This window comes from Halosimplex litoreum (genome assembly GCF_016065055.1).
GTDB classification, from domain to species: Archaea; Halobacteriota; Halobacteria; order Halobacteriales; family Haloarculaceae; genus Halosimplex; species Halosimplex litoreum.
On the sequence record NZ_CP065856.1, the window covers coordinates 2,417,101 to 2,433,665 of the forward strand.

At 69.2% G+C, this 16,565-nt stretch carries 14 protein-coding genes and 1 pseudogene; 10 read left to right on the top strand and 5 right to left on the bottom strand.

All coding sequences use genetic code 11. From position 1 onward, the window contains the following. Positions 1-86: 86 nt before the first annotated feature. The 4 genes and pseudogenes from I7X12_RS12025 to I7X12_RS12040 all read left to right on the top strand — a co-directional run. Complete coding sequence (locus tag I7X12_RS12025; protein ID WP_198060324.1) at positions 87-785, top strand: helix-turn-helix domain-containing protein; 699 nt, start codon at positions 87-89, stop codon at positions 783-785. Between the two features lie 90 nt (positions 786-875). Next, positions 876-1,319 carry a GIY-YIG nuclease family protein gene (locus tag I7X12_RS12030; RefSeq protein WP_198060325.1) on the top strand — a complete coding sequence of 148 codons (444 nt, stop codon included), beginning with the start codon at positions 876-878 and terminating at the stop codon, positions 1,317-1,319. 76 nt (positions 1,320-1,395) lie between these two features. Beyond that, the gene (locus I7X12_RS12035) at positions 1,396-4,173 is read left to right on the top strand and encodes a PAS domain S-box protein (protein WP_198060326.1); all 2,778 of its coding nucleotides are present in this window, start codon (positions 1,396-1,398) and stop codon (positions 4,171-4,173) included. A 184-nt stretch (positions 4,174-4,357) separates the two neighbouring features. Then, positions 4,358-4,672 (top strand): annotated as a pseudogene (locus I7X12_RS12040) (alpha/beta hydrolase family protein); the annotation flags it as partial. Between the two features lie 618 nt (positions 4,673-5,290). Here I7X12_RS12040 and I7X12_RS12045 read toward each other — a convergent pair. Both I7X12_RS12045 and I7X12_RS12050 read right to left on the bottom strand, forming a co-directional pair. Next, positions 5,291-5,620 (bottom strand): hypothetical protein, encoded by a 330-nt coding sequence (locus tag I7X12_RS12045; RefSeq protein WP_198060327.1) that lies wholly within the window; start codon positions 5,618-5,620, stop codon positions 5,291-5,293. 95 nt (positions 5,621-5,715) lie between these two features. Continuing rightward, positions 5,716-6,486: an RraA family protein gene (locus I7X12_RS12050; protein WP_198060328.1), complete on the bottom strand. Its 771-nt coding sequence runs from the start codon at positions 6,484-6,486 to the stop codon at positions 5,716-5,718. 539 nt (positions 6,487-7,025) lie between these two features. On the opposite strand from I7X12_RS12050, the gene I7X12_RS12055 reads away from it, so the two are divergent. Next, positions 7,026-7,637, top strand: a complete 612-nt coding sequence (locus I7X12_RS12055; RefSeq protein WP_198060329.1) for an MBL fold metallo-hydrolase — start codon at positions 7,026-7,028, stop codon at positions 7,635-7,637. A gap of 118 nt (positions 7,638-7,755) precedes the next feature. On the opposite strand, the gene I7X12_RS12060 is transcribed toward I7X12_RS12055, so the two are convergent. Continuing rightward, entirely contained in the window at positions 7,756-7,905 is a 150-nt protein-coding gene (locus tag I7X12_RS12060) for a 50S ribosomal protein L40e (protein WP_198060330.1), read from the bottom strand. A gap of 142 nt (positions 7,906-8,047) precedes the next feature. On the opposite strand from I7X12_RS12060, the gene I7X12_RS12065 reads away from it, so the two are divergent. Next, a complete protein-coding gene (locus I7X12_RS12065) occupies positions 8,048-9,127 on the top strand; it encodes an enolase-like domain-containing protein (RefSeq protein WP_198060331.1) in 1,080 nt (359 codons plus the stop codon). A 47-nt stretch (positions 9,128-9,174) separates the two neighbouring features. Here I7X12_RS12065 and I7X12_RS12070 read toward each other — a convergent pair whose 3' ends face one another. Next, on the bottom strand, positions 9,175-10,242 hold the full coding sequence (locus I7X12_RS12070; protein ID WP_198060332.1) for a TrmB family transcriptional regulator: 1,068 nt from the start codon (positions 10,240-10,242) through the stop codon (positions 9,175-9,177). 178 nt (positions 10,243-10,420) lie between these two features. Between I7X12_RS12070 and I7X12_RS12075 the strand changes: the two genes are divergently transcribed. The 3 genes from I7X12_RS12075 to I7X12_RS12085 all read left to right on the top strand — a co-directional run bounded on the left by I7X12_RS12075 (position 10,421) and on the right by I7X12_RS12085 (position 14,309). Beyond that, complete coding sequence (locus tag I7X12_RS12075) at positions 10,421-12,352, top strand: glycoside hydrolase family 9 protein (RefSeq protein WP_198060333.1); 1,932 nt, start codon at positions 10,421-10,423, stop codon at positions 12,350-12,352. A 169-nt stretch (positions 12,353-12,521) separates the two neighbouring features. After that, entirely contained in the window at positions 12,522-13,076 is a 555-nt protein-coding gene (locus I7X12_RS12080; protein ID WP_198060334.1) for a DUF4870 domain-containing protein, read from the top strand. 108 nt (positions 13,077-13,184) lie between these two features. Beyond that, positions 13,185-14,309 carry a hypothetical protein gene (locus I7X12_RS12085; RefSeq protein WP_198060335.1) on the top strand — a complete coding sequence of 375 codons (1,125 nt, stop codon included), beginning with the start codon at positions 13,185-13,187 and terminating at the stop codon, positions 14,307-14,309. Between the two features lie 124 nt (positions 14,310-14,433). Here the strand turns inward: I7X12_RS12085 and I7X12_RS12090 are convergent, their stop codons facing one another. Further along, on the bottom strand, positions 14,434-14,949 hold the full coding sequence (locus I7X12_RS12090) for a DUF367 family protein (protein WP_198060336.1): 516 nt from the start codon (positions 14,947-14,949) through the stop codon (positions 14,434-14,436). A 130-nt stretch (positions 14,950-15,079) separates the two neighbouring features. On the opposite strand from I7X12_RS12090, the gene I7X12_RS12095 reads away from it, so the two are divergent. Beyond that, the gene (locus tag I7X12_RS12095; protein ID WP_198060337.1) at positions 15,080-16,558 is read left to right on the top strand and encodes a redoxin domain-containing protein; all 1,479 of its coding nucleotides are present in this window, start codon (positions 15,080-15,082) and stop codon (positions 16,556-16,558) included. The last annotated feature ends 7 nt before the right edge of the window (positions 16,559-16,565 follow it).

The following is a 16,565-nucleotide window of genomic DNA, read 5'->3' on the forward strand; positions in this document are numbered from 1 at the left end:
TACTCCGGTGGTGCGGCGCGGTCGGGGAGGGCGTTCCGGGCGGCATAGAACCGGGATTTATTACCCCCTCGCCTGACTGTTCGGCAGTGAAACACGTCCGCGTCACCGCGGGCGTCGACGGCTCGCGGGCGCCGCCGCTGTTCGACCGGCTGGCGAACGCGACCGCCGTCGACCGGGCCCGCGTGATCGACTGGAACCTCGTGGCCGACGAGGCGATGGTCCTCCTCGCGGTCGACGGCGACCCCACCCCGCTGGTCGACGTCGCGCCCGATACCCCCGGCGTCGAACGCTGCGAGGTGGTCGATCCCGACGGTCAGAGTTCAGGTGTGGGCACCGACGGGGCGTCCGCCCGCGTCTGCCTCCGCGTCGAACGGTCGGCGGTCCCGATCTTCGGGTGCCTCGCCGACGCGCTCGGGGCGGGCGGGCTGATCGTCCGGACGCCCGTGGTGTTCCGCGAGGGGGAGATCCACGCGACCGTCGTCGGCGACCCGGGGCCGCTCCAGACCGCCTTCGAGCGGCGAGGGGCGGACATCGACGTCCGGATCGACGAGATCTCCTCGACGCCGGCCGCGAGTGAGTCCGTGGACGGGTCGCTGAGCGACCGCCAGCGCGAGGCACTGGTCGTCGCGAGGGAGCTGGGCTACTACGAACACCCTCGGGAGGCGACCCACGCCGACGTGGCCGCCGAGCTGGGCTGTTCGCCCCAGACCGCCGGGGAACACCTCCGGAGAGCGGAGGCGAAGCTCGCCGACGCAGCCCTCGACGAGGTCGGCCCCCGGGCCTGAGTCGGCGACGCCGCCGGGAGGGGGTCCCCGGACGACGCTCGCGACCCGAACTCGCCAGTCACTTGCCGGTGGCAACCCGAGCGGAGGGCGATGAGCGAGGGGACGTACACGCTGGTCGTCGAACTGCCCGAGTCGGCGACCATCGAGGTCGGAGCGCTGGACGAGTGCGAGTTCGCGGCGGGCGCCTACGCCTACACCGGGAGCGCGCTCGGCCCGGGCGGGTTCGCCCGCGTCGAGCGCCACCGCGAGCTGGCTGCCGGCGAGCGCGACGCCCGCCACTGGCACATCGACTACCTGCTGGGCCACCCCGACGCCGTCGTCGCGGCGGTCGTCCGGACGGCCGGCGCGGACGTGGAGTGTGTGGTCGGTCGCGACCTCGCCGAGGCGCGGTGGACCGAGCGGGTCGCGGGGTTCGGCGCCTCCGATTGCGACTGCGCTTCGCATCTCGTCTACGCCGCCGACGGCGAGCGGCTCCGGGCGGCCGTCGAGCGGGCCCACGGGACCGCCGGCGGGGCGAGCGATACCGACGGGTAATCGACCGACGAACGAACTGAAAGAAACTCCCAGGCTTATGGTCGATGTCCGCGAACAACGTGTAGACCGGCCACATATGAGCGCGACACCGACGACGATCCGCGTCCTGCACGTCGACGACGACCCGGACCTCTCGGCGCTGGTCGCGTCGGCGCTCGAACGCGAGGACGACCGCTTCGACGTGACGACGGCGACGAGCCCGGACGAGGGGCTCGACGTGCTCGCCGACGAGCGGGTCGACTGCGTCGTCTCGGACTACGACATGCCCGGGACGAACGGGATCGAGTTCCTCGAACGCGTCCGCGCGGACCACCCCGACCTCCCGTTCGTCCTCTACACGGGCAAGGGGAGCGAGGAAGTGGCGAGCGACGCCATCTCGGCGGGCGTGACGGACTACCTCCAGAAGGGGACGGGGACCGACCAGTACGCGCTGCTGGCCAACCGGATCGACAACGCCGTCTCGGCGGCGCGGTCCCAGCGGGCGCTGACCGAACGCAACCGCCGGCTGGAGACGCTGATCAGCAACCTCCCGGGGATCGTCTACCGCTGCGAGAACGACCCCGCCTGGCCGATGGAGTTCGCCGCCGGCGAGTGCGTCGAGATCACCGGCTACGACGCCGCGACGCTGGAATCGGACGAGGTGAACTGGGGGACGGACGTGATCCACCCCGACGACCGCGACGCGCTGTGGGAGACGATCCAGTCGTCGCTGCGCGAGGGCGACCCCTTCGAAGTCACCTACCGGATCCGCACGGCCGACGGCGAGATCCGGTGGATGTGGGAGCGCGGGCGGGCCATCGACAGCGACCGCCGCGATGCGGGCGCGGAGCGTGGCGGCGCGTGCATCGAGGGGTTCATCACCGACGTGACCGAGCGCAAAGAGCGCGAGCAGACCCTCGAACGCTACCGGAGCATGGTCGACGCGATGCCCAACGCCGCGTGTATCTACGACACCGACGGTCGCTTCGCCCTCGTCAACGACCACCTCGCCGACTTCCTGGGGACGGCTCCCGAGGAGCTCGAGGGGACGAAGAGCGTGCTCGTCGAGGAGATCCGGGCCGGGGCCGACGGCGACCCGTTCGGCGCGCTCGTCGACGGCGAGCGCGAGACGGTCCGCGGCGAGGTCGAGGCGCGGTTCCCCGGCTACGGCCGGGCGGTCGTCGACTACCGACTGGCGCGACTGGAGATCGACGGCGAACTGGACGGCGTCGTCGCGATCGGCCGCGACGTGACCGAGCGCCGCGAGCGCGAGCGGGAACTCGAGGCGACCGGCGCCCGGCTGGAGGCGCTGGTCGACAACTCCCCGGACATGATCGACGTGCTCGACCCCGAAGGGCGGATCGTCGACGTGAACCCGCGACTCTGCGAGGCGCTGAACCGCGAGGAGGACGAGTTGCTCGGACGCCCCGTCTGGGAGGTCGACGAAGCGGTCGATCCCGGATCGGTGCGGTCGCTGCTGGACGGGATGGACGTCGGCGAGTCCCGGAAGTTCGACGGTCGCTATCGCCGGGCCGACGGGTCGACGTTCCCCGTGGAGGTCCACTTGGTCCGCGTCGACCTCCGCGGGGCCGACCGGTATCTCGCGGTGTCGCGGGACATCACCGAGCGCAAGCGCCGCGAGGACGCGCTGGCCGGGCTCACGGACGCGACCGAGGGGTTCATGGACGCCCCTGACCCCGAAACCGTCGCCGAACACGCCGTCGAGACCGCTCGGTCCGTCCTCGGTCGCGACATCAACGGCGTCTGGCTGGCCGACGACGCGGGCGAGGAGCTCCGCCCGGTCGTCCAGACCGACGCGGCCGACGCGCTGTTCGACGAGATGCCCGCCTTCGACGGCGGGTGCGAGGGCGAACGTGGGGACGAAGGTGCGACGAGCCTCGCCTGGGAAGCCTTCCAGACCGGCGACATCGTCGTCTGCGAGGAGTTGGCCGACGAGCCCGACCGCTACAACCCCGACACGCCGCTGTCGAGCGAGATCGTCCTGCCGCTGGGCGAGTACGGCGTCGCGGCCGTCGGCGCGACCGACCCCGCCGACTTCGACGAGGTCGACGTGTCGCTGGCACACGTCTTCGCCAGTACCGTCGAGGCGGGCCTCGACCGGGCCGCCCGCGAGGCGGAATCCCGTCGCCACCGCCGGGAGCTCGAACGACAGAACGACCGGCTCGACGAGTTCGCGAGCATCGTCTCCCACGACCTTCGCAACCCCCTGCAGGTCGCGACGGCCCGGCTCGATTTCGTCCGCGAGGAGTGCGACAGCGACCACCTCGACACCGTCGAGCGCGCCCACGACCGCATGGAGGCGCTCATCGAGGACCTGCTCACACTCGGTCGCGAGGGCAAGGCCGTCCTCGACATCGAACCCGTCGACCTCGACACGGTCACCCGCTCGTGCTGGCGGAGCCTCCGTACACCCGAGGCGACCCTCGCCCTCGAGACCGACGCGGCCGTCCACGCCGACCGGAGCCGCCTCCAGCAACTGCTGGAGAACCTGCTCGCCAACGCTGTCGAGCACAGCTCGACGACCCCTCGCTCGCACGCTCACGACGACGACGCCGAGCACGGCGCCCCGGACGACCGACCGCGGACCGACGGCTCGCCCGACACCGTGACGGTCCGGGTCGGCGAACTGGCCGACGGGTCGGGTTTCTTCGTCGCCGACGACGGAACCGGGATCGACGAGAGCGAGCGCGACCGCGTGTTCTCCAGCGGCTACTCGACCGCGACGGAGGGGACCGGGTTCGGCCTCTCCATCGTCGAACAGATCGCCGACGCCCACGGCTGGTCGGTCGCCCTCGTCGAGAGCGAGGCCGGCGGCGCGCGCTTTGAGGTCCGGGGCGTCGAAACCACGGCGTAGACCGACTCCACGCCCCACGGCGACGGCGACACCGCCGCTCGCGGTGGTCGACTCGTGATTCCCTCGAACGACGCCGCTCCGCTGTCCGACGAGGCCGGTCGTCGGCTCCCGCCGGACGGAGCGGTCGTCACCCGACTCGGCCAGCGGCCCGTTCGGTGACCTATCACCACGACGACCGAAAGCGCGTTCTCCCATCGTGGAGAAGTATCTCGGGACGCCCGAGGAGAGCCCCGAACTGTACGAAGAGCGCTTACCGGTCACCCACGTCGAGACCGTCGACTCGCCGCTGTCGCCCCTCCACGGCGTCAACGACCGGCGGGTCCCCGTCTCGCAGGCTCGTATCGTCCGCGAGGCGCTCGAAGATGCGAGGTACGAAGCGGGCGAGGGCGGCGACTTCGAGTACGAGGAACTCGGCGAGGGGGGCCACGCCTCCTCCGACCAGGCGCAGAAACTCCGACCGTTCCGCCTGTTCGACGAGTTCCTCGACCGCCGGGTCGGCGCACCCGCCGAGGACGAGGCCGGCGACTCAATCCCGGCGGTCGTCGCCGACGGCCGACCTCGGAATCGGCGAATACTGCCGTTGTGGGGGGCAAGAGTGACGAAACCGCGACTACGCTTATACTGTGTGGGGGCGTAGCACGGACCGAGACGATGGCAGGATCCGACGGGCACGTCACCACGAGACGGACGGAACGGCGAGCGGCGGCACTGGAACGGGAGACGTCGCGGCGAATCGACGACTCGGGTGCGAGATCCGTCCCGTCCGAGCGTTCGGTGTCGGCCCGAGCCTGCAACCGGTGCCGGGCGCCCGTCGGACCCGAAGATACCGTCCTGCGGCCCACCGGGAGCGACCGCCTGACGGTGTCGGAGTGCGCTCGCTGTGGTGCGATCGTCAGTATCGGGCCTCACTCCAGATGACCGCGCCGGGCGAACGCGCTCGCGTGGCGCAGTGACGTGGCACGTCCCGACGAAAACCGCCGGTACAGCGTACGGCGGCCGGATCCAGCCGGCCGGGCCGCCGACTTCGAACCGCCGGCCCATCCCCTCGGCGGTCAGCTCGGAGTCGAAGGGCCGGACGGACGCAGTCGGTATCGCGGCGGGCTCGGTTACGGCAGTCTCAGTCTCGGCGTCCCCAGTCGGGGGCCGCCGAGAGCGCCTCGCGGGCCGTGGCCAGGTCGGTGTCGGCGGCGCCGTAGAACAGTTCGCGGCCGACGGGCGTCCGGACGCGGAGGACGGCGGTGTGGTCGGTCACGTCGAAGACCGCGACCGCCCACGGCGTCGTGTGACAGCGCCACTCGCCCATCAGCGTCGCGTCGGCCCCGCTCGTCACGCGGTCGCCCAGTTCCCAGCTGAGCCGCGTCGTTCGGTCCAGCGAGACGGGGACGGCGTCGGGGACCCCGCCGTCGCCACGCCCGGCCGCCCCGTCGCGAGCGCTCTGTGTCGACATACCATAGCCCACGACACTCCCCATCAAAAATCATCCGCTTCGCTCCCCGGTCGCGTCCGGCGGCCGCCCACGCCTGGCCCACCGCGTCGCCCCGCTCAGAGGACGCCGTACTCCTCGTAGACCTCGTCGATCGGCATCCCCTCCTCGATCTTCCGGCGCTCTTCCTGCTCCTCCTCGTGGATGTCCTCGATGCGCAGGAGTACCTCGTCGACGACCTCTCGGGGGATCAGCTGCGCGCCGTCGAAGTCGGCGAACACGAAGTCTCCCGGGCGGATCGTCACGTAATGTGAGAGGTGACCGGGCACGTGGATCGGCTGGTCGACCTCGATTATCTCCCAGCCGCCGTGCCAGTTGGGCGTCGTGCCTCGCGTGTAGACCGGGAAGTCGTCCATCTCGCCGATGTAGCGCGTGTCGCGGACGTTGCCCGCACAGAGCATCCCCCGAGCGCCGTGGGCCTTCGCCAGCGTACACGACATCTCGCCGAAGTGGGCCGGTTGCATATCGCCGCCGGTGTCGAAACAAAGGACCGTGCCGTCGTCTTTCGCCTCGACGGTCCGCATCAGCTCTTTCTGGGGGTGGACGCCGTCGTTTTCTTCCTCCCACTTCTCCTCGAGATATTCCTCGACTTCGTCGGTCTTGGGGTAGGTGTGTAGTTTCACTGGAAGCGCCCGACCGGCCAGGGTCTGGCCACGCTCGACGCCGAAGAAGTCCTGGTCGAAGACGAACCGCCGGACGCCGACGTTGTACAGCGCGTCGGCGACACTCCCGCCGTAGCCCGCCTCCTTGTACCGCTCGATGCGGTCCAGATCCGTGATGTCGAGGGTGCGGGGCTCCTCGTCGAGGTCGAAGTCGTACTCGGGACCCATGAGTCTCGGTTGCACGTGGCGTCCGCTTGATTCTGTGGGTGATCGAAACTCTCTCCGGAGTCCGTGGGAGCGAGGTCGTGACGACGAACGACAGCACCGTGACCGCAGCTACGAACTGCGTGAAATCCCCTCGAACGGTCACCAGTACCGCGACTGCAGCGAGATCCAGACCGCAGAACAGCGTGAAAGCCTCGCCCCTTTCGTTCCCGCCCGCACAGACTGGCCGATCAGCCGACACGGGTGGGAATGAAAGGGGCCGCGTGCTCCGGGAAGCACGACGACGTAAGCACCGCAGCGAACGGAGTGAGCGAGGCACGCAGCGAGGCGCGCGAGCGGAGCACGCGGGGGCTTTCACGCTGTTTGCAGTCGTGGTCGGTCGAGCGGTCGCAGTCGTGGTCGGTCGAGCGGTCGCAGTCGTGGTCGGTCGAGCGGTCGCAGTCGTGGTCGGTCGAGCGGTCGCAGTCACCGGACCCCGAATCGCAGACTACGGAAGTTGCTGGGTCACCAGACTGAAGCCCAGGGCGCCCGAGCACACGGCTATGGAAGTCGTCAACGTCACCGCCGACGCCGAGACGTTCACGAGCAACGCCTATCTCGCGCTCGGCGAGTCGCCGACGCTGGTCGACGCGGGCGCGATGACGGGCGTCGTCGACGTGATCGCAGAGCACACCGACGACCTCGACCGCGTCGTACTCACCCACCAGCACGGCGACCACGTCTCGCAACTGGACGCCGTCCTCGACGCCTTCGACGCCGAGGTGTACGCCTACGCCGACCACCCGCGCCGGACGCACGAACTCGCCGATGGCGATACCGTCACCGTCGGCGACGAGACCTGCGACGTCGTCTACACGCCGGGCCACGCCGACGACCACGTCTCGCTGGTCTCCGACGCGTCGCTCTTCTCGGGCGACGTGGTCGTCCACGACGACGGCGCCTTCGACGACGGTAGCTTCGGTCGGACCGACATGGCCGGCCAGTCCCGCGAGCGGCTCGTCGAATCGATCGCGGACTTGCTCGAGCGACTCTCCGGGAGCGTCGAACACATGTACAGCGGCCACGGCGGCGTCTTCGAGGGTGACGTGCGGAGCGTCGTCGAGCGAGCGCTCGAACGCGCCGAACGCCGCGAGCCGAAGTACCCCGACGAGTGAGCGCGCCCGCTCGACGAGCGACCGCGCGGGCGCTCGGTGAGTGCGAGCGGGTGTTCCACCCGAAACGGTGGCGTCGCTGTGACGGCAGACGAAAGAGAGCGGCAGAGAAAAGACCGGCTTAGGCGTTGCGGCGCTCTTTGCTCTTGCGGCGGAGCTTCTTGTAGCCGCACTTCCGGCAGCTCTCGGCCTCGACGGAGTTGCGGGCGTTGCAGCGCATGCAGATCTGCTTCTCGAGCTCGCGTCGTTCCGCGGGTTCGAACTTGGGCATACCCGCCTTTCCGCGTCACCGCGTTTAAGCGTTGCCTCTCCGAGTCGGCCAGCGCGAAGCGCCCGTCGCGCTCTCTCCGCGTCGGCGACGCTCGCCTGCCGGTTGAACCAGCGTTATCCGGCTCCCCGCCGAAGTGACCGGTATGAGCGACCTGTACGACGAGATAGCGGATCTCCCCCTCGCGGTCGAGGGATTCGACCTGGACCGCCACGAGATGGACACCTCCGCCGGGTTCACGCGCGTGACGACCGTCGTCGAACTGCACGGCCCCGACGGGAAAGTGGGCCGCGGCGAGGACGTCGCCTACGACACCGAGGACCACGACCGGCTGCGCGAGGCCCACGAGGGCGGCGCCCTCGACTGGGAGTTCGCCGGTGAGTACGCCTTCGACGAGTTCTCGACGGCGCTGGACGACGTCGAGCTGTTCCCCGAGCCGCCCGAACAGGAGACCGCCCGGCAGTACCGCCGATGGGCCGTCGAGAGCGCGGCACTGGATCTCGCGCTCCGACAGGCCGAGACGACGTTCGCCGACGCGCTCGGCCGGAGCTACGACCCCCTTCGGTTCGTCGTCTCGACGCGCCTCGACACCGAGGACGACCCCTCCGCCGAGCGGATCCACGAGTGGCTCGATATCGACCCCGCGATGGAGTTCAAGCTCGATCCCACCGACGAGTGGACCGCGGCGCTGATGGACGACCTCGCCGCGACCGACAGCGTGCGCATCCTCGACCTGAAGAGTTACTACGAGGGCACCGAGGTCGACACCGACGCCGACCCCGAACGCTACCGCCAGGTGGCCGAGGCGTTCCCCGACGCCGTGCTGGAGGACGCGAAGTTCACCGACGAGACCGAAGAGATCCTCGACGGCGTCGCCGACCGACTCTCCTGGGACTACCCGGTCGTCGACGTCGAGAGCGTCGAGAACCTGCCGATCGAGCCGGAGTGGCTGAACATCAAGCCCTCGCGCTTTGGCACCGTCTCCGACCTGCTCGACACGATCGAGTACTGTCTGGAACGCGATATCACGCTGTACGGCGGCGGCCAGTACGAACTCGGCGTCGGGCGCGAGCACCTCCACGCCGTCGCCTCGGTGTTCTACCCCGACGGTCCGAACGATATCGCGCCGAGCGCCTACCACAGTCCAGAGCCGCACGCGGACGTGCCTGCGAGCCCGCTGGCCGTGCCCGAGGATCCGGTCGGGCTGCGCTGGTCGCGGGAGTGAGGGCGGAAACCGCCGAGACGGCCGGCGGCGCCGGCCCGCTCCGGTTGCTACTCCGTGACGCCTTCGACGCGGACGACCTCGGCCTCCACGTCCTCGGTGACGGCGCCCCAGCCGCCGACTGCGACCTCGCCGTCGTCGGTCGCGACGACGATCGAGACGGTTCCGCCGAGCTGGTCGTAGGTCGGGTCGGTGACGGCGCCGTTGTCGGGGCCCAAGCGGACGTCGACCAGGTCGCCGCGGATCTCGACGGGGTCGCCGGTGTCGGTGTCGCGGCCGCGGACGGCGACTGCGACGGTGGCGCCCTCGCTCCAGCAGACGGCGGCGTTGCGGACGAACTCCTCGATGCTGATGTAGGCGGTCTCGTCGGGGTCGGCGACGTGGACCCGGTCGGCCGGGACCCACCCGCAAGTGAGAAACGACCAGTGAAAGAGGAAGGTGAGCAGGTCGTCGCCGACCTGGACGCCGTACTCCTCGTCGGCGTGGACGTTCGGTGAGAGGAAGCCCTGCCGGCGGTCGACGACGGTGAGGAAGGAGCCGGGCGAGTGGGAGTGGCGCACTTCGGTGATGGGGCTGTTCGCGAGGCGCTCTGCGGACACGTCGGTGTCGGCGACGGGGCCGTTGACCGAGGCGTGGACGACGACGCCGCGCTCGGCGGCGGCCGCCAGCGCGGGACGGAGCTCGGCGAACTGCGCGGCGCTCCCACCGAACTCGACGGAGACCTCGGCGTCCTCGATAGCGGCGCGGGCGTTCTCGACGACGGTCCGGCGACGCTTGACGACGCTGACGCGGTGTTCGCTGGGGTCCGGCCGCTCCCAGCGGTCCTCGATCTCGTCGGCGGCCGTCGCCAGCAACTGCCCCGTCGAGCGCAGCTCGTCGAGCACGTCACCGGGTTCGTCGGCGCGAGCGTGCAGACGGTCCCGTTCGATCGTCTCGACGAACCCGCGGTCCTCCAGCGTCCGCACTACGTCGTACACCTGTGATGTGGGGACGCCGGCCCGCTCGGCCACGTCGACGACCGGCGACGTCCCCCGGTCGAGCAACCCCAGGTAGACGGCCGCCTGGTACTCCGTCAGGCCCGCGCGCTCCAGCGCCTCGCGGAGTCGTTTCGTCTCCATGCCCACTGGTGCTCCCCACCCGAGTAAAGCGTTACCCTGGACGCTCGGCTCCCCACTCGCCCCGGTCCCGCCAGCGACCCGGACGAGGGAACGGCCCCACCGCCGCTCATCCTACCGAAACATTATTTCAGCTTCGAGGGAACTTTTTTGTAGACAGTTCGACAACGGTACGTCCGTCATGGCAGACGATAGCGAACGGTGGGTTTCGCGGCGGGCGCTGCTCGCCGCGGGCGTATCGGGTGTGACGGCGGTCGCAGGCTGTCCGAGCGGCAGTGGGTCGACGGCGGCGCCCGGTGACGGCGGCGCCGCCGCCGACGGCGACGAGGGTGCGACGTCGACCGAACCGCCGAGTGGTGGCGACGGGGGCGGCGACGGGCCGGCGACCGACGCCGCGGCGACGGAGGCGGCCGAGAGCGGTGTCGACCCGGGCGGGCCGGGCGGAGCGGTCCTCGTCGACCAGGTCGGGTATCGACCTGGCGACGCCAAAACCGCCGTCGTGCGCGCTGACGCGGCGACCTTCTCGGTCGTCGACGCCGAGAGCGGGGAGACGGTGGCCAGCGGTGACCTCTCCGAACCGACCGACGACGACGCCTCCGGCGACACGGTTCGCCACGCCGCTTTCGACGGCGTGACCGAACCCGGAACCTACCGGCTCACCGTCGGCGACGGCGCCGTCGCCTCCCACGAGTTCGACGTCGGCGCGAGCGTCTACGGCCGGACCCTGGCGGAGATCTGCCGGCGCTACACGCTCCGACGGGCCAACACCCGGATCGACGACTCCGTGACCGGGCTCGAATACGGGCCGGGTCACCCCCAGGACCGTGAGGCCCGCACGTACTTCGCCGACGAGTTTCACGACGAGGGCGACCGGATCGACGCCCGTGGCGGGTGGTACGACGCCGGCGACTACGGCAAGTACGTGACGCCGGGGGCGGTGACGGTCGCGCAGTTGCTGCTGGCCTACGAACGCAATCCCGACACCTTCCAGTCGGAGCAACTGGCGCTGCCCGAGGGCGTCTCGACGGCCGACCGCGAGGCCGGACTGCCGGACCTGCTCGCCGAGGCGAAGTTCGAACTCGAGTGGTTAGAGCGGATGCAGCGGCCGGACGGCGCCGCTTACCACAAGGTCGCCGGGCAAAGCTGGCCGGCGATGGACACCCGACCGACCGAGGACACCCAGCCGCGGTACGTCTTCGGGCTCTCGACGTACGGGACCGGGATGGTCGCCGGCGTGATGGCGATGGCGGCCCGCGTCTACCGCGAGTTCGACGCCGACTTCGCCGACCGGCTGCTCGCGAACGCTCGCGACGCCTTCGCCTTTCTCGAATCGAACCCCGACCCGATATTCCGCCGCGACGACGGTCAGAACGACGGTTCCGGCGGGTACGCCAAGGAGACCGACCGCACGGAACGGTTCTGGGCCGCCGCGGAACTGCTGAAGACGACCGACGAGTCCCGCTTCGCCGACTATCTCGAGACCCAGGTCGCCCCGCAGTTCGAGGCGACGCCGCCGGCGGTCTCGTGGGTGAACACCCTCCTGCTGGGCCACTGGGCCTACTACACGGCCGAGGCGGCCGACCCGGACCGTCGGTCGGCGGTCGGCGAGCGCCTCGTCGCCGAGGCCGATCGACTGGTCGAACACGTTCGGTCGGAGGGGTACCGCGTCGCGCTGTCGACCGACCAGTACTACTGGGCGTCGGCGAAGCTGGCGGTCGCGCAGGGCTGTACGCTCCTGCTTGCGAACGACGTCGAGGCTCGCGAGGCGTACGTCGACGCCGCGCTCGACCAGGTCCACTACGTTCTCGGGCGGGCACCGACGGGCCGCTCGTACGTCACGGGCTCGGGCGAGGCCGCCCCGGAGAACCCCCACAGCCGGACCGTCGAGAGCACCGGCGTCGACGTCCCGGGGAACCTCGTCGGCGGCCCGAACGCCGAGGGCGGTGACCCGGCACTCGACGAGTTGATCGAGACCGAGGACCCGCCGCCGGCCAAGTGCTACCTCGACGAGACGGCCTCCTACGCCTCGAACGAACCCGCCATCGACTACGCCGCGCCGCTGGTCGTCGCGCTGGCGGAGGTGACCCCCGCCTCGGCCGTCGGCGTCCGGTAACGCCGCCGAGACCGTCGCCCGAGCCGGGCGGACGCCGAGAGAGGTGCCGAATGTACTCTTTCGATGAAAAGTATTACAACCGATCCATTCGCCAATGTTGACATGGTTGGGAACCACCGGCCGGGGGAAGCGGGGAACGACGAGTCCTACCTGGTACAGAGGTGGGACGATGACGAGTGACGAGTCCACCGAAGCGAACGGCTCCGACGAGACCGGGGAGGCCATCGAGGGGCAGTCGACGAGTGGGCAGTCGACGGGCGGCCACAGCAGTGTCCAGACGGGTGGGCAAGCCGGCGGGCAGGCGAGTGGCCACTCTGCCGGGCCGGCCGCGAACGAACCGAACACCGAGATGACCGGGCCGGCCGCGGGCGGGACGGACCTGGAGCCCAACGTCGCGGCGGCGATCGCGTACCTGTTCGCGCCGCTGACGGGTATCGTCATGCTGCTGCTCGAGGGCGACGAGGACGACTTCGTCCGCTTTCACTCGCTCCAGAGCATCGGCTTCGGCGCGGTCGCCGTCGCCACCTGGGTCGCGATCGGCGTCGTCATGGGGATCCTCACGGTGATACCGTTCGTCGGCGACATCTTTGCGGTCCTGGTGTTGCCGCTGAACGCCGTCGTCGGCCTGGGACTGTTCGCCGTCTGGCTGTTGCTGATCCTCAGGGCCTACCAGGGCGAACGCTACGGGCTGCCGGTACTCGGACCGATCGCCGCGTCGGACTGAATAGGCTCCCGGGACGGTCATGGTTTCGGCACGATGTCGCCGAGCGGCAGCACCTTCGGTGCCGCAGAGACATATACCTCTTTACCATTCGAGAGAACAGAAGGCCCCATGCGTCGGATTTGCAAGTATATACTGGTGTTTACCGTCGCGTTGGCGGCACGAATTAGTTGGGTTATCTACACGGGGATACACACGGGGGTTGACACTTCGAATTTTATGGCCTCCTGTGAGTTTTGGCTGCACAACCCGGCTGGAATTGTCGGTATCGACCTCATTGCCGGCCTCGAATACGCAGGAGCAACGATTCCGATGTGCTGGCTTATCGATGGACTTGGTCTCGGAACCCTCGGGTTCGTCGCATATCAGATTCTCATTTCCGCGCTTGGAACTGTTCTGTTCGCTGATGCCTGCCGTCGAGAATTTGGGAGTCCGTGGGGTATCTTCGGTGGCCTCGTGCTCGCGATACACTGGCCGACGTTCAAGTGGGTCTCTTGGATCCTCACGGACGCGACGTTCATTGCCGCGCTCGTTGCTGGTATCTGGGTCGTGGTCTGGGTTCGAACGAGCAGTCAGGTGCGGATCTATCACAGGGGCGCGGTCGCTGTGGCCGCGATCGTAATCGCCTTCACGAGGCCGGTTGGTCTCCTGATCGCGGTGATTTGGCTCTGCTGGTTCGCGGTCTACGCACAGAACTGGTGGGACCTCGAAATTCGGATTCCGGAAGTTGCAGGTGCCATTGCAACGGTCTGGGCGTATGTCTCACTGAGTTCACGTGGCGAATTTTCCACACAACTACTCGATGTCTGGCAACAGGGCGTGATCGTCCTCGACAGCGGCCTGTTGAGGCAATCTTACGAAGCCACCTCTGCTGATAGTGTTCTCGGATTCTTGATCGCACACCCAATCCACGTCCTGTTTATGGGCCTTCTGAAAGTGGCCGTTTTTTTTCTCCCCGTGGTACCCCGATTTTCGGTGATACACAATCTCCTGAATGTCCTGCTACTGGTCCCCGTAATGGTTGGTGCGTTTCTGGGAGCCGTGGTTTTGGTCAGACGGTACGATCGGGGTATGATGATGACGTGGCTCGTTCCGGCCCTTGCAATGCTGGCGCTCATCGCAGCGACGTTTGTAGACTGGGACTGGAGATATCGTTCTCCTTTCGGACCACTGTTTATCGGACTCACGATCGCCGCGGTCTCGAGCTACGTAGATGTCGACCGGATTCGGGGGTGAGAATCGGGTTGATCGCCGCTACGAACGTTCGCCGCGATCTGACGCTGCAATCGGTCTATACGAGTGGCCACACCGAGACCGGAAGGTGGCTGGAGCGTACCGTCGTACGACGGCGACGGAGCCGTTACTCGCCCTCCTCGGCGAGGTAGTCGTCCTGCACGGCGAGCACGTCGGCCGAGTCGGCACACGCCGCGTACCGGCCCAGCGGTTCCTCGTTGAGTTCGAGGAAGGTGTGCCCCCACGAGAACCGGCCGAGGATCTCTTCGGCCTGCTCGCGTTCGCCGAGGATACAGAGCGCGCCGGCGAAGGCTTCGACGGTGTTCAGCTGGAAGGCCGTCCCGTAGTTGACCGGGTTGCCGGCGACGAGGAAGGGCAGCGAGCGATGAACTCCCTCCAGGTCGAACGCCTCGCGTTCGGCGGTCTCCCACGAGCAGTCGAGGGCGACGAGGCGGTCGCGGCGGTTCCCCGTTCCCTCGCGGTCGGCGGGCGAGAGCGCCCGGTCGGCGAAGGGGTTGAGGACGATTCCGGGGGGCGTCGCCCGCGTCGAGCGGTGTAACTCGGCGTCGTCGAACTGCGCCAGCCGGCGAGCCGAGCACTTCTCGGGGTCGTCGTCGCCCTCGTAGCGGACGTGTAGCTCCACGGGAGCGGCTACTCCCCGCGATGGCAAAAGCCGCTCGGAGCGGATCCGTCCCGGCGGGGAACCGATCGGCGTATACAGCGCGTGAAAACGCTGGGAAGGTCTAAATACGATAGGTCAGTTGTATGTTACAATGCTATCGGAGGGTGCGGCGGCGCCAGCGGTCGACCTGCCGGGGTACGTCGACGGCGAGCGCCGGCGCGTGGACCTCGACGACTATCTGGGCGAGGGGATCGTCGTCCTCGCGTTCTATCCGGCCGATTTCAATCCGGCCTGCACGATGCAGGAGTCCGACCTGGGAGATCTGGATCTGTTCACGATGCAGAAAGACGTGTCGGTGTTCGGGGTCTCACCGGACAGCACCTACAGCCACGAGGCCTTCGCCGAGCGCTACGGGCTGCACGTCCCGCTGTTGAGCGACCGCGAGGGCGAGGCCGCCGACGCCTACGGCGTGAGGACCGAAAACGAGGTCGGCGAGGCCCTCGTCCGACGGGCCGTCTTCGTCGTCGACCACCGCGGCACCGTCCAGTACGCCCGGGCGGCCGAGGACTTGGAGACGCCGCTCGACGTGGCGCCGGTCAAGGCGGCCGTCGGCGACATCGGCGGCGACGACACCGCGCTGGAGCGCTACCGCGTCGGGCACGGCCACTACGGGGAGGGCCGCGAGATCTTCCGCACGGCGATGGCCGCATACGAGGACCGCGAGTGGATGGACGCACGCAACGGGTTTCGGGACGCAGAGCCCGACTTCTCCGCCGCGGCCGACCACTTCGACACGGCCGTGCGCTTCGCCGAGACCGCGGACTTCGAGACGGTGGTCGACCGCACGGAGGAGAAAGCCGACACGCTCGCCCACGCGGCCAGCTGGCTGGCCGACTCGGCGGACGCCCTCGCCAGCGGCCGCGGCAAGCAGGGCAGGCAGTACCGCGAGGACGCTCAACGGCTGCTCGACGCCGCGACCGACCTCTCGGAGCCCCCCGAGCCCGACGCCTTCCGGCTGACCGCCGACGAGATCGAACTTGGCGACTCCGTCGTCGTCGACCCCGACGAGGAGGAGGGCTACGACTGGCGGGCCGACGACGCCGGCGACGTCGACACCGGGCTGGCCGTCGACGACGCCGATCTGGACGCCGCCGTCGACGGCGAGACCGACGACTACGAACCGGCCGACGAACCGGACACAGTCGAGGGTGATCTGGAGATGGACCTCGACGCCGTCGACGCGGCCGACGACGGGGACGGCGAGAGCGCGGCGGAGGGATCGAACGTCGAGGGCGACACCGTCGAGGGCGACCTGGAGATGGACCTCGACGCCGTGGACGCGGCCGCCGACGAAGGCGACGGGGCAGGCGGTGAGCCCGACCGACCGGACGGAGCAGCCGACGCGACGACCGAACCGGACGCCGCGCCCGTGTCCCGCGAGGGGTCGGACACCGACGCCGACGCCGCGGCGGCGGCGACCGAGACCGACGAAGACGGGTCCGGCGGCGACGAACCGGACGAGGGCAGTGATTCGGACGTCGAGGAGCTCGACCTGGCCGACCCGACCGAGGTCGACGACGAGGACGAGGAGGAAGACGAGCGGGCGAACTGGGACATCCCCGGTCGGTAGTCTGCCG

What these genes read in the sequence shown, in the direction of transcription:
- I7X12_RS12030 (WP_198060325.1), top strand. Translation starts at nt 876, where the DNA reads ATGAGCGAGGGGACGTACACGCTGGTCGTCGAACTGCCCGAGTCGGCG.
- I7X12_RS12035 (WP_198060326.1), top strand. Translation starts at nt 1,396, where the DNA reads ATGAGCGCGACACCGACGACGATCCGCGTCCTGCACGTCGACGACGAC.
- I7X12_RS12045 (WP_198060327.1), bottom strand. Translation starts at nt 5,620, where the DNA reads ATGTCGACACAGAGCGCTCGCGACGGGGCGGCCGGGCGTGGCGACGGC.
- I7X12_RS12050 (WP_198060328.1), bottom strand. Translation starts at nt 6,486, where the DNA reads ATGGGTCCCGAGTACGACTTCGACCTCGACGAGGAGCCCCGCACCCTC.
- I7X12_RS12055 (WP_198060329.1), top strand. Translation starts at nt 7,026, where the DNA reads ATGGAAGTCGTCAACGTCACCGCCGACGCCGAGACGTTCACGAGCAAC.
- I7X12_RS12060 (WP_198060330.1), bottom strand. Translation starts at nt 7,905, where the DNA reads ATGCCCAAGTTCGAACCCGCGGAACGACGCGAGCTCGAGAAGCAGATC.
- I7X12_RS12065 (WP_198060331.1), top strand. Translation starts at nt 8,048, where the DNA reads ATGAGCGACCTGTACGACGAGATAGCGGATCTCCCCCTCGCGGTCGAG.
- I7X12_RS12070 (WP_198060332.1), bottom strand. Translation starts at nt 10,242, where the DNA reads ATGGAGACGAAACGACTCCGCGAGGCGCTGGAGCGCGCGGGCCTGACG.
- I7X12_RS12075 (WP_198060333.1), top strand. Translation starts at nt 10,421, where the DNA reads ATGGCAGACGATAGCGAACGGTGGGTTTCGCGGCGGGCGCTGCTCGCC.
- I7X12_RS12080 (WP_198060334.1), top strand. Translation starts at nt 12,522, where the DNA reads ATGACGAGTGACGAGTCCACCGAAGCGAACGGCTCCGACGAGACCGGG.
- I7X12_RS12085 (WP_198060335.1), top strand. Translation starts at nt 13,185, where the DNA reads ATGCGTCGGATTTGCAAGTATATACTGGTGTTTACCGTCGCGTTGGCG.
- I7X12_RS12095 (WP_198060337.1), top strand. Translation starts at nt 15,080, where the DNA reads ATGCTATCGGAGGGTGCGGCGGCGCCAGCGGTCGACCTGCCGGGGTAC.